The following is a 10,527-nucleotide window of genomic DNA, read 5'->3' on the forward strand; positions in this document are numbered from 1 at the left end:
GCGGCGCTTCTGCGGCCCCAGCACCTCTACGTTCGTTAGATTTTTAGGACTAGGCATAAATACAGTCACAAGACTACCTCTTAGGTTAAGAGGGTTTACCTGTCCTCAGATCAATGGGGCCGCTCCACCGGGCAGCTGCTTGAAGGATGGCAACGGATCTCTTGGCATCAGTAGGTCCGTTGCAGTACCTTACGGGAAAGGCTTGCTGGTAGTTTTGACCTGCTCCTTCTTAAGGAGTCAGCTCTCTTAGGCAGGCCAGCTGGATTCGCAAGGCAGTGGGTTCACTGCAAGGAGGTCGTGATGGAAACGATAGAGCAGATGGCTGACAGACACATCCGCGAATCCGAAGCTAGCCTGGACCATATCGACCTGCTTATGAAGCGTGCACAGAAAGCGAGCGCAAAGGCGTCTGATCAGGTGGAGATAGAGCGATTGCAAGAGCAGGCGACTAAGCAGCAGGAGAAGCTGGATCTGCATCTTGCGGCTCTTAAAGAGGCCAGGCAGCAGTCCGATCTGGCGCGGCTTGTGGAAGAGGGAAAGAGCTTCAGGGACAGGCTTGAAAGAATAAGAATGGGCATTGAGCGCTTGCTCTTGTCGCTAATTTAGGCTTCTCAGCCCTGCTCTAATAAAGAAGCCCGCTCGATGGCGGGCCCTCTAGATTGGAGATATTTGCTATCTTATTTATGGCAAATTCCCCTGGAAATAGAATGAAGGCTTTTCAGAAAGCCCCATACCTGTAAGCAAAGTAGCCTGCAGCAATCATGCCAAAGATAGCAAGCGTCAGCATGATTCCTGCAATAGTGTTTCCTGGTTGAAAGCCGGCTAGCTTATTGCCTTCTGTTTTTGGGGATGCGCTCGTTTCCGGCGCTTCTGCTTTTGACCACGGGAAACACATGCACTTCAGGTTTTCCCAGAAGCCGTGAACTTTGCGTTGAGAAAGTTCATGCATAAAAACTCCTTACGCCATCCGATCTGGATATACATCCCAACCATGCTCAGCCTCCAGCTGCATAGCATTGGAGGGTTGCGCTGACCTTGCGCCCGGATTGTCGATGTCCACATCGCTATTTTTCATAGGCACATTCGGCGACCGTGCATGGTCATCGTGAGAAATCGAGTGACTGATGATTTCTGGTTGCAGCGCCTGTGGCGCTGGAGCAATAGTGATTGCTAGATCTTCACGTTGCATTAAGTCTCCGGTCTTGTCAGTTGAGCAATCCTCAAGGATTCGCTTTGCTTCAGTGGAAAAGAAAGCAGTTCCGAAAGGGGACTAGGCTTGAGCAAGCACAAGAGGCAGAAGCTCACTTAGATGGTCAATTGACTGCGCCACGTCTTGCCCATCTTTGATTTAGCTCGATTTCGGGCATGCTTGAACTCTGGAGAGTTCAAGCCGCTCAATCGATTTGAGAGCTGTAGGTTTCGGATCTATACAGGCAGGTTATTTGACCAATTGCCTTGTCCCTACGGTACGCCCATTTCATGGAAAAAACCGTTTTAACGCAAACACTTACATAGGAATTGTGAGCATTGATACGTTTGCAACTATGGCATTTAGAGCTAGCAATAGGCAGGATCATCCGTACGCTCAAGCGACTACCTTCTTGATTTCCTGGATCTGGCCATTAAGCCTTCACTGCCTACTCTTTGCACTGCTGAGCAGTAAGTGAGTTGATAGAGCCTAGTCATTTGCTGGCGCTGGACTCCCAGGCGGGCGGCGTCAAAAGCGTGCGCTTGCCGCTGCCATCCATGCGCGACACCAGTCCCTCGGCCTGCATGCGCTCCAGCAAGGCGGCGGCCCGGTTGTAGCCAATCAACAGCTTGCGCTGCACATAGGAGATGCTTGGCTTCCGGTCCTTGCGCACCAGTTCAACGGCCTCGGCATAGAGCGGGTCCGGACCGTCGCCAGCAGCTTCGCAGTGCGGGGCGGGCGCGGTCCTGGCAGTGCTTGCTGGCAGAGTTTCCGCAGCAGGCGCGTTCTGAAGCGATGCGGGCAGGTCGCCCAGGCGGGTGCGGCCTTCGCCGCCCAGTGCTTCGATCAGATCCGGAATCAGGCGCGACAGCTCGCCGGTGGCAATGGCCACATCGGTGTCGAAGCCGCTGTCGTCCTTGCTGTTGCCGTCCATGACTGCATCCAGCAGCGCGATGTTCTTGATCTGCAGGCCTTCTGTCAGGACAAAGCTCACACGGTCGTCCCAGGTCATCGCCAGCTTGGTGGGCAGCTTGCCTTGCTCGATGTGCTTGCGGACCTCATCAATATCCAGCGGGTGGCGGGCGTAGCGCACGATGGCCTTGGACTCGTCGCATGCTTTCAGTTCTGTCTCGCGGTCAGCGCTGAAGCCGGCGGGCGGCTCCTGTGTCATCAGCCAATGCGCCATGGCGGCCTGCGGGCTGGTCTGGGTGTCCAGCAGGGCCAGGGCAAAGCCGGGCAGGCCTTCGACCAGCAGCGTTACCACCTCGTCGGCACGACCTTGCGCACTGGTATCGAGCACCAGCGTGCGCGCCTGGGGGTCAATCCAGACCCACATGCTGCCTTGCTTGGTGAAGGCCATGGGTAGCAGGTCCAGCTTGGCCTCGTCCTTGAGGTCGCGCTTTTCCTTCTTGCCGGGCTTGCGGCCTTCGGTCTTTTCGATGTGCTCGGCCTTCTCGTTGACCTTGCGATTGAGTACGCTGGCCGGCAGCACCTTGGCCTCGGTCATGAAGCGCATCACCCATTGGCCGGCCACGGATTCGACCAGCGGGCCATGAGCCTCGCCACGCGGCGGAACCCAGCCCACGGAACGCTCCTGTGTGGCGCCGCACTCCTCAAAGACTGTCTTTTGCAGGGCATCCTCCAGCGCCTGCAGATCGCCTTGCCAGCTCTTGGCAATGCGGTAAATGATCATGCTCTTGAACATCTGAACTCCAGAAATAGAAAAAGCCCGCTGATTGGCGGGCTCTGAAGTGGAGAGAGTGGAGGCCGTTAGTGGCCGCAAGGAAGTGGTTGACCTTGCTCTTCTTTGAAGTCTTCAGGAAGAGGCGCGCCGCAGCTTCCGCAGCGCTTGTCGGTGGTGGTATTTGTCATGCTGGTGATACTCATAAAAAAGCCCGCTCAATGGCGGGCAAAGGCAATTCTGTGGAGGCTCTCTAAATCTTGCTGCGGCCTCGGTAGTCGAGGTCGGTGGCGGAGTAGTTTTCTCGCTTGCGCCATTCCATTTGCACCGGGCCGGCATGTTCCGGAGGGTAGGTGATGCGCTCTTTTTCGCGACTGAGCTCCCATCGCTTGGCCTCCACGACATGGTGAACGGTTGATTTTTTAGTTTTGGTCATTGGTGAGGCTCTCTGTAAATATCCGAACGCTAGGCCCACAGTACATGGTTAATCCTTAGTGGTCTATCAATTTATTTTTTGAAGGCTTTGATGTGAGGGACGTCAGGCCGGGAGAGCGGAAGATTTCCAACCAAAGGTCTTTCGGTTCACCTATACTGGCCTCACTCGCTGTTAAGGCCGTTCGCCCCAACAGTGCCTGTCTGACACCAATGCCGCCCCTTGGCCGCAGGTAGCCGCTCTTCTAGCAAAGCACGCGGTGGTCACACCCCTCTAGGCGAACTTCCCAGATCCTGAACATCCTCGCGGATCTGCGTTGCCCCCTGCACTTAGCACGGGCCTTCCCTATCTCATTTGACGGTCTGCGCAATCGTGCGTGCGATCGTTCGCTTTCATGCTGCACAAAAATACTACAGAGCAGATTGGCCGCTACGTGGTCACACCTCTCACCCAGACTGACGCAAGTGGTCAATTCACTGCTGCTGTCTCTATTCGTCGTGGTACTTATGACCGAATCTTTCGGTTTATCCCGCATTTTTCTGATGAGTCGCTTGCCTCTAAATATGCTTTGGCTGAAGGCCGGAGCATGGTGCTTGGCCACCAGCTGAATTGAGCTGCATCATTTTTCAACCCTCAGTAGAAGCTTTGGCTACTGACTAATCTTCACCAAAGCACTCTCGTGGTTCTCTTGGGAATCATCTTTCGCTCTGAAAAATAAGTAGCGAAATTCATTTAGAAGGTACTGTATGCAAAGCAATCTCTACGTCTCCAATCTTGGCTATGGCATCGATCGCGAAACACTAAAATCACATTTTTCAAGCTGTGGGGATGTTATTTCCTCTGAAGTCATAATGGATCGAAATACAGGTCAATCGCGCGGCTTCGGCTTTGTTGAAATGGGCACTGCTGCCCAAGCAAAAACAGCGATCGACTCCCTGAATGATCAGTCATTGGGTGGTCGAGTTATCTCTGTATCTCTAGCCAACACACGCAAGTAATTTTTACTTGGCGTAAAAAAGCCCACATCTGTAAAGGTGTGGGCTTTTTGCATTTTTAAATTGTCGAGCTCAACGCTCTTCTTTGACGCACTTCACAATATTTTCGCTGACCCAAATGGCTGTCATTCCTGGGCAATGCCAGGCGCTAAGCGCTGAATTTTTGAATGCAGCAGTTGTTTCCTCAAACTTCTTTCCCGATTCGGGCTTACAGCCTCCCATGACCAGGCAAGTCAGCAGAACCGCCGAGGCGCTCAAGAAGAATCCTGCCCTCCAGAGGAGGTGGTTCCTGCTGCTTCGCCTCTTGGGTAGGTACTCAAGCTGGATTGGTGGCTTTGCCATACGCTTCAGTCTATGTTGATGGATGCGAACGCAACGGCCGCTATTGCACCCTTTGGCGCCTTAGAGCTCGCATGTTGATGACCTCCAATGGACGTCTGCGTAGCGAAGGCAAAAGCTCTGTCTGAAGACAGACTATTGCAATGAATTTTTCAATGCCTATTCTCTATCCTTATGCGCAAGAAGAGCGAAAAGACTTCCTGCAAAAAGGTCATGTCATGCCCAATCTAAGGTTGCTCTTTCAGGCATTGCACGGTCTTCTCGTCCAGCCACTCGGCATGCATGCCCGGGCAGGCGAACTCATCGCGCAGGCTTTGGGTGAAGGTTTTGGGTTCATCGGCTTGGGCATCAGGCGCAGACAGCCAGGCTGCGAGAAGCAGGGCGCCAACGATGACCAGCAGGGAGTCAACAATCGTCTTCAGCATGAGGATCTCCTGTTCAATTAAGTGCCTGCTGCTCAGAGGGGCCAGGCTTCCGGCGTGAGTGCGATGACTACGGCCGCGCCGACCAGGCAGAAGAGGCCGAAGCCGGTGAGTGCCCATTGCGCCGCGAGCAGCAGCTTTGTTCCAGGGTCGGGGCGATCAGGAGCAGGGCGGCTATCAGCAGCACGAGGGCGATGGTGTAGATGCGTGGCCATTTCACAGGCCTCCCTTCTCGCGCAGGCGCTGAACCAGGTCTTCATCGACGGGCTGATGGTTGCTGTATGGATTCATCGCGCGGCCCTCAATCCCATTGCTCGCCGGCGGCGCTTTCAACTTCGTCCGCGTCCATGTCAAGCTCGATAGAGCTGCGGCCAACGTAGAGCGCAAGCAGAAGGCCGTCAAACCTGCCCGCAGCATCGGGAATGCTCTTGGGCGTGATGTCGCGGCCGTCTAGTTTCAGCGAATAGACCTCGCCGTTTTTGTTGATGGACAGTCGCATGTCGGCGCTGTATTTGCTGCTAGTGCTTTCATCGCTATCAAGCGAAAGCCAGCCGCCGCCATACTCGCTTGGTTCGTAGTGAGCATAGAAGGCTTCATGCCGCTCCTTGTGAAAGGCTTCGCGCGCCTTCCCAACCAACTCGGACAGCTTGATGCGCTCTGGCACGTCCGGGATGGAGCTTTTCAGGCCTTGAGCGATAGCTGTCTTGATGGTTTCAGCGTTCGCGCCCATGACGGCCTCCGTGACTGCGCTATTGGCCATGAGCTGGAACTTCGCCACATCATCAATTGCCAGCCCGTGGGGCATGGCGTCCTTGAGCTGGGTTTCAAGCGCCTTGCGGAACGGGCTGGAATAGTCGGTAGCGTCCCGGATGGCGGCACCGACAGCTTCGGCAATGGCTTTGTTTACCAGGGGCTGGATGCGCTCGGCGCTGACGGCCTGGGCGATGATGCTGGGCAGGTCCAAATCGATCTTGATTTCCATGGGGACTCCTGTGGAGGGTGGTTTGGGCAAAGAAAAAGCCCGCTAGCGATTGCTGCGGGCTTAGATAAAGAGCCGGTGACCTTTCGGGCCTGCCTGAGGAATGGTTCAGAGAGGGAGGGGGGAGATAAACCCCAGGCTCGGCTGGAAACTAAAATGGGTCATCAGACTGGAGGTGCTTCATGACCCAGGAGGAATCTGGCGCATTCGCTGCGCTGTCGATGATCTTGACGGCAGTCGTCAAGGCGCTACCGCGCGAGACCGCGCATCAAGCGGCGAGAGAGCTGCGTGCTGCGCAGCTGGATGCCAAGCATCAGGACGGACCTGATAGAACGGATCCCGAATTCAGGCTTGGCCGCGATCACTTGGTGAATGCGTATCGCGAGCTTCTCAACAAAGTGACTGAGGGCAATGTCTACCTTGTCGGTGGTGGAAAGAAATGAACCTGACTTGCCACCTGGCGTGACCGCTGTCGCATCTAGCGGCACGAGACATTGCGCCAGGTGAATTTGCCGTCGTTGAAGAACTCAGTCCATACCGACATGATGGGCGCCTGGCGGTACGAGAACGTAATCTGGTTAGGAATCTTTGGCCCTAATGCAGCCAACTGGCCGTTCTTGTCGAAGACTTTGACGATGTAAAGCGTGACGCCTCCGTCCTCATCGGTGTTCAGGACTACGCGGTAGTCCTTGGTGAAGAGATCCCAGTCAAAATGTTTCGTCACATATGTATGCATGCGTACATAGGCGCGGTTTGCGTGCTTGGCAGCAGGATTAACTTTCTTCATGAGGACACTCCCTACATCTCAGAGACTGGCCGCAGAACCTGCGAGCTGACGTTTCTTTGTGAGTCCGTCTTGTTGTAACTGGCAGATGTAAGCAGGTATGTAGGCGCTTACAGATTGAGCGATTGGATACCTTTGATTCAACTTGTGATATCTGTGGAACCTCAAACGGTGCACCCTCCCTTCGCGGTTGTCATCTTTCTTTGATGAGGTTGCCAAGCTAAATGGTGCGTGACTGCGTGTCTCAAAAAGAAAAGCCCGCGAGCAGGTGCTACGGGCTTGAATAAAGAGCCGGTGACCCTTTCGGGCCTTGCCTGGGGAAGAGGTCAGTAAGGGAGGGAGGAGGGATCCCAGGCCCGGCATAACAGGTAGATGGGGTCGAATTCTGCTTGATGCTTTTCGGGCAATCAATAGGAGCTCGTCTTACACAAAACGGGGTAGCTCCGGTTTGCCCATGAGGCTGTGGCAGTGCCACTTTAGGCACCTGATTTGTGCGATGAGCTACCTTGAACTGCTTACGGCAAAAGAAAAAGCCCGCTAGCGGTTGCTGCGGGCGCTAATAAAAAGCCGGTGACCTATTTGGTCATGCCTGGGCAAGTTGAGGAAGTGAAAGGAGTCTGTGACCCCAGGCCCGGCAAAACAGGTACGTGGCGCAAATTTTGCCCAAAGAGAGTGACGGAATCAAGATGTGTGTGGGCTCATAAACGGGCTCTACGTCATCTGGCGTGACCGCTGTCGCTCACGACGCGGAAGCCGCGCCGCGTTCCCAATAGACGTCGACCCAGGCAAATTCCTGGGGGCATGCCTGTTCAAGCAGTCACGCCGGATAGCCCTGAACTCGGTACAAAAAAAGCCACCTTGTGGGTGGCGAAAGAGGCTCCACCTACGTCCTAATAGCTGGGCCTAAGGCGGATGTTACTGGAATAATTTCCCAATCTACCGGGTGCTGCTGCGCAATTCTTTGCGAGGTATGTTGGCACGCGAACTGCCATGCCGTAATGGCCTCGCCATAGCCTTGATGGGAGGCTAGAGGAGACCTACTCGCTCCGAAGGCCGGTAACCCCGCGTGCAGGCGTTAAGGCTGGTCTATTGGGGTCGCTAAAGCGATGTGGGAGGCTCAACATAGCTGCAGAGAGCGTGCTTCTTGATATCAAGTGCAGGAGAGCAGCTCGTCTGCCATAGAGCTTGCCCGCGGCAGGTCTTGATCAAGTTTTTTACTTTGGCAACTTCATCATCGTTTTCGAGCCTGTCCTCTATAAAGTTCTTGAAGTCCTTGTCCTGAAGCATTTCCACAAGGCTTGCGGTGTGCGTGTTGACTTCGTAGACAAATGGTTTCTTGCCTGGATAGGACGCTAACTCACCTTGACGAAAGCCCACAAATCCGCAGACAGCATCGCCGTTCTTTCCCAACTTAACATCTTTGAACTCGGCATGCTCAGGGAAGGCAAGCAGCCGTCTGGCAGCTCGCTTGGCCTCAAGTTTGTGGCTCTCCTCATTCGTACAGGAGACAATGACGAAGCCTGAAATGGCGATCGATATGCTGATAGACAGCGTTGATGGACGCATAGCTATTCCAGTATTGATTTCGCTAAGCCGGGACTTCGCAACGGTCGCAGACACGATTGCTAGTTGGCGTTGGCTGTTAGGTGAATAGCTAGATCAAACTCAATTCAAGCGGCTTTCACAGAGATTGCGGTGGCGCTTGGGAAGCGCTTCAAGGCATCTTCAAGTGCGGCGCATGTGCTTGGGAATAGGGCGGTGTAGCAGGCTCCTGCTACTTTGATGATGCATCGCTTCAATGAAATCTCCTTGAGTCTGTTCAGTTCATATGAGGTTATCGGTTGATATGTATCAAACTGAAACGCAAAAAGTGCAGTAGCTCAGATTGACCCAACGATTGGCTGGATGCGCTCGGCGCTGACGGCCTGGGCGATGATGCCGGGCAAGTCCAAACCGATCTTTATTTCCATGAGGACTCCTGTGGAGGGGGCAAAGAAAAAGCCCGCGAGCTGGTGCTGCGGGCTTTGAATAGAGGGCCGATGACCTTTCGAGTCATGCCTAGGGAAAGATTGAGGGGGGGCCTAGGCTCGGCGTAACAGGTGGATTGCGTCGAATTCTGCTTGACGCTTTTGGGGTAAACAAGACGAGCTCGACTTAAACCAAATAGGGTAGAACCATCTGGCGTGACCACTGTTGCCACGACGCGGATGCGCCGAGTTCTCAATTGCCAGTAGCCCAGGCGAATTCCTGAGCTGCCGTACCTGCTCGAGCAGTCACGCCAGATAGCCCCCGCTACTTTCCCGGGGTGGTCATGATGGGCACCTATGGCCGGTGCGGTTACCCTCTTGCAGTTTTCCAGCCAGGCCCTTGCAGGCCTGGTTTGTAAGAGCCGGGGAGCCGACCCCCGGCACCATCAAGAAAAAGAGCGGATTAGCCAACTCCACCCACGTTGCAGTATTTCATTGCCGCGCTCTTTCTTGATGGTCCCGCTATAGCCCTGCGGGAGAGGGCGCATGTATGGCACATGTTGGCTGAATGCTCACATCTCAAGATCTCCGGGCACAAAAAAGCCACCTTAGAAGGTGGCTGTTGAAAATGAAGCTACGTAATCGTGGGAGCTGTCGAACACTCTTGCTACCAGTATCGATAGCTATGGCGCATGCGCGATTGCCTCTCCTCTTGTCTCCTCTTGTCTTTTTCAGGAGGTCCGCACTGTTCGATGTTGGGTGGACTGGGGAGTGGCTCACCTCTGGCGAAGACTCGTTTGACTGTTCTCCACACCTTCAGGAATGAAGATGGGATGCGGCTTACTGACATATAGACCTCCAGACTGACACGCGTGAGCTACGGGCTCGCTGCGTCTCCGTGTGGTGCTGTCACGCCTTGTCGTTGACAGCAGGTGTTTCGGAGCTGGGCTGTGGGGCTTTTGGCGTCGGTGCGAGTGGTGGATCGAGACTGGGTTCGATGGGTTGAATCTTTGAAATCGGCTCGAGGAGCATCACCCACATATCCCGCCAGAACTCGGACTGACGTTTGTAGCCAAGTAGTGAAAACATATAGACCTCCGGTCAGATGCTTGCTCAAGCGGCAGAGATTTTGTTGAGGACCGCTTGCAGCAAAAGGCGGTTCGTTTTTTTGCGCAGCATCTGCTCAGGTGACTCCTCCTGCAGCTGTGCATCCGTTTGAAATGGCGTGTGAAAGATTCGGTCGTCATCCGCCACGTTCCGGGAATCGACTTCCTGTTTTACGTCGGGACATCGGGAGCGGATGCTGAAGATAGTTTTGTCGATGAAAGACATATAGACCTCCGGTCTATGGCAGCGGTCCAAGATAGGCCACATGAGTCCACGGTACTCTTTTTAATGACCTTAAACGGCGGTCTCAAAGTCCATGTCAGCAATGCTCGAATAGGCCTTAAACCGCAGCAGTTTCCTCAAAGAAAAGCCACCTGAAAAGGTGGCTGAGGATCATGGCTTTCTGCTTAGTCTGGGGCGTGAGCGTGGCAGTCAGGGCTTGTCGTTGGCTGCATCTGAGCCGAGCGTGGATGGTGGCGTTTCTGGCTTTGCTGAAGGCTCTTGATTGTTGATTTCCACCCAGAAGTGACCCACTAGCCCCCGGTGGAGGTGCGGATAAAAACTTGGACTGGTTTTATGCGGCTAGGCCAAGTTTGTTCCGGTATTCCACAGGGCTTAAACGTCCCAGAGA

The 10,527-nt window shown here is 54.4% G+C and carries 15 protein-coding genes; 4 read left to right on the plus strand and 11 right to left on the minus strand.

Annotated features, from left to right (window positions below):
• The first annotated feature begins 300 nt into the window (after positions 1 to 300).
• On the plus strand, positions 301 to 606 hold the full coding sequence (locus FSY45_RS27345) for a hypothetical protein (RefSeq protein ID WP_046462793.1): 306 nt from the start codon (positions 301 to 303) through the stop codon (positions 604 to 606).
• Between the two features lie 112 nt (positions 607 to 718).
• Here FSY45_RS27345 and FSY45_RS27350 read toward each other — a convergent pair whose 3' ends face one another.
• From FSY45_RS27350 to FSY45_RS27365, 4 genes are all read right to left on the minus strand, one after another.
• Positions 719 to 949 (minus strand): hypothetical protein, encoded by a 231-nt coding sequence (locus FSY45_RS27350; protein WP_080944582.1) that lies wholly within the window; start codon positions 947 to 949, stop codon positions 719 to 721.
• 9 nt (positions 950 to 958) lie between these two features.
• Positions 959 to 1,189: a hypothetical protein gene (locus tag FSY45_RS27355; RefSeq protein ID WP_131667219.1), complete on the minus strand. Its 231-nt coding sequence runs from the start codon at positions 1,187 to 1,189 to the stop codon at positions 959 to 961.
• A gap of 493 nt (positions 1,190 to 1,682) precedes the next feature.
• Positions 1,683 to 2,894 carry a recombination-associated protein RdgC gene (locus FSY45_RS27360; protein WP_046462303.1) on the minus strand — a complete coding sequence of 404 codons (1,212 nt, stop codon included), beginning with the start codon at positions 2,892 to 2,894 and terminating at the stop codon, positions 1,683 to 1,685.
• A gap of 229 nt (positions 2,895 to 3,123) precedes the next feature.
• Positions 3,124 to 3,306 carry a hypothetical protein gene (locus tag FSY45_RS27365; protein WP_034349191.1) on the minus strand — a complete coding sequence of 61 codons (183 nt, stop codon included), beginning with the start codon at positions 3,304 to 3,306 and terminating at the stop codon, positions 3,124 to 3,126.
• A 391-nt stretch (positions 3,307 to 3,697) separates the two neighbouring features.
• On the opposite strand from FSY45_RS27365, the gene FSY45_RS27370 reads away from it, so the two are divergent.
• A complete protein-coding gene (locus FSY45_RS27370; RefSeq protein ID WP_080554076.1) occupies positions 3,698 to 3,916 on the plus strand; it encodes a hypothetical protein in 219 nt (72 codons plus the stop codon).
• 133 nt (positions 3,917 to 4,049) lie between these two features.
• A complete protein-coding gene (locus tag FSY45_RS27375; RefSeq protein ID WP_003061328.1) occupies positions 4,050 to 4,301 on the plus strand; it encodes an RNA-binding protein in 252 nt (83 codons plus the stop codon).
• Between the two features lie 563 nt (positions 4,302 to 4,864).
• On the opposite strand, the gene FSY45_RS27380 is transcribed toward FSY45_RS27375, so the two are convergent.
• The 3 genes from FSY45_RS27380 to FSY45_RS27390 are packed head-to-tail and all read right to left on the minus strand — an operon-like array spanning position 4,865 to position 6,041.
• A complete protein-coding gene (locus FSY45_RS27380; protein WP_003061330.1) occupies positions 4,865 to 5,062 on the minus strand; it encodes a hypothetical protein in 198 nt (65 codons plus the stop codon).
• 32 nt (positions 5,063 to 5,094) lie between these two features.
• Positions 5,095 to 5,319 (minus strand): hypothetical protein, encoded by a 225-nt coding sequence (locus FSY45_RS27385; RefSeq protein WP_057091909.1) that lies wholly within the window; start codon positions 5,317 to 5,319, stop codon positions 5,095 to 5,097.
• A 41-nt stretch (positions 5,320 to 5,360) separates the two neighbouring features.
• On the minus strand, positions 5,361 to 6,041 hold the full coding sequence (locus FSY45_RS27390) for a hypothetical protein (RefSeq protein ID WP_046462302.1): 681 nt from the start codon (positions 6,039 to 6,041) through the stop codon (positions 5,361 to 5,363).
• Positions 6,042 to 6,220: 179 nt separating this feature from the next.
• On the opposite strand from FSY45_RS27390, the gene FSY45_RS27395 reads away from it, so the two are divergent.
• Positions 6,221 to 6,481, plus strand: a complete 261-nt coding sequence (locus FSY45_RS27395) for a hypothetical protein (protein ID WP_046462301.1) — start codon at positions 6,221 to 6,223, stop codon at positions 6,479 to 6,481.
• A 35-nt stretch (positions 6,482 to 6,516) separates the two neighbouring features.
• Here the strand turns inward: FSY45_RS27395 and FSY45_RS27400 are convergent, their stop codons facing one another.
• The 4 genes from FSY45_RS27400 to FSY45_RS27415 all read right to left on the minus strand — a co-directional run bounded on the left by FSY45_RS27400 (position 6,517) and on the right by FSY45_RS27415 (position 10,121).
• Positions 6,517 to 6,762 carry a hypothetical protein gene (locus FSY45_RS27400; RefSeq protein WP_223305745.1) on the minus strand — a complete coding sequence of 82 codons (246 nt, stop codon included), beginning with the start codon at positions 6,760 to 6,762 and terminating at the stop codon, positions 6,517 to 6,519.
• A gap of 1,158 nt (positions 6,763 to 7,920) precedes the next feature.
• Positions 7,921 to 8,388: a hypothetical protein gene (locus FSY45_RS27405; protein ID WP_046462300.1), complete on the minus strand. Its 468-nt coding sequence runs from the start codon at positions 8,386 to 8,388 to the stop codon at positions 7,921 to 7,923.
• A gap of 1,310 nt (positions 8,389 to 9,698) precedes the next feature.
• Complete coding sequence (locus FSY45_RS27410) at positions 9,699 to 9,878, minus strand: hypothetical protein (RefSeq protein ID WP_080569874.1); 180 nt, start codon at positions 9,876 to 9,878, stop codon at positions 9,699 to 9,701.
• Positions 9,879 to 9,902: 24 nt separating this feature from the next.
• Entirely contained in the window at positions 9,903 to 10,121 is a 219-nt protein-coding gene (locus tag FSY45_RS27415; RefSeq protein WP_003061337.1) for a hypothetical protein, read from the minus strand.
• Positions 10,122 to 10,527 lie beyond the last annotated feature (406 nt).

The sequence above is a fragment of the Comamonas sp. Z1 genome (genome assembly GCF_008121555.1).
GTDB lineage: Bacteria > Pseudomonadota > Gammaproteobacteria > Burkholderiales > Burkholderiaceae_C > Comamonas > Comamonas thiooxydans.

Bases quoted from the DNA above. Each gene is read 5' to 3' on its own strand.
- FSY45_RS27405 (WP_046462300.1), bottom strand. From the start codon at position 8,388: ATGCGTCCATCAACGCTGTCTATCAGCATATCGATCGCCATTTCAGGC.
- FSY45_RS27345 (WP_046462793.1), top strand. From the start codon at position 301: ATGGAAACGATAGAGCAGATGGCTGACAGACACATCCGCGAATCCGAA.
- FSY45_RS27385 (WP_057091909.1), bottom strand. From the start codon at position 5,319: ATGAAGACCTGGTTCAGCGCCTGCGCGAGAAGGGAGGCCTGTGAAATG.
- FSY45_RS27410 (WP_080569874.1), bottom strand. From the start codon at position 9,878: ATGTTTTCACTACTTGGCTACAAACGTCAGTCCGAGTTCTGGCGGGAT.
- FSY45_RS27415 (WP_003061337.1), bottom strand. From the start codon at position 10,121: ATGTCTTTCATCGACAAAACTATCTTCAGCATCCGCTCCCGATGTCCC.
- FSY45_RS27375 (WP_003061328.1), top strand. From the start codon at position 4,050: ATGCAAAGCAATCTCTACGTCTCCAATCTTGGCTATGGCATCGATCGC.
- FSY45_RS27395 (WP_046462301.1), top strand. From the start codon at position 6,221: ATGACCCAGGAGGAATCTGGCGCATTCGCTGCGCTGTCGATGATCTTG.
- FSY45_RS27390 (WP_046462302.1), bottom strand. From the start codon at position 6,041: ATGGAAATCAAGATCGATTTGGACCTGCCCAGCATCATCGCCCAGGCC.
- FSY45_RS27360 (WP_046462303.1), bottom strand. From the start codon at position 2,894: ATGTTCAAGAGCATGATCATTTACCGCATTGCCAAGAGCTGGCAAGGC.
- FSY45_RS27355 (WP_131667219.1), bottom strand. From the start codon at position 1,189: ATGCAACGTGAAGATCTAGCAATCACTATTGCTCCAGCGCCACAGGCG.
- FSY45_RS27380 (WP_003061330.1), bottom strand. From the start codon at position 5,062: ATGCTGAAGACGATTGTTGACTCCCTGCTGGTCATCGTTGGCGCCCTG.
- FSY45_RS27350 (WP_080944582.1), bottom strand. From the start codon at position 949: ATGCATGAACTTTCTCAACGCAAAGTTCACGGCTTCTGGGAAAACCTG.
- FSY45_RS27370 (WP_080554076.1), top strand. From the start codon at position 3,698: ATGCTGCACAAAAATACTACAGAGCAGATTGGCCGCTACGTGGTCACA.
- FSY45_RS27365 (WP_034349191.1), bottom strand. From the start codon at position 3,306: ATGACCAAAACTAAAAAATCAACCGTTCACCATGTCGTGGAGGCCAAG.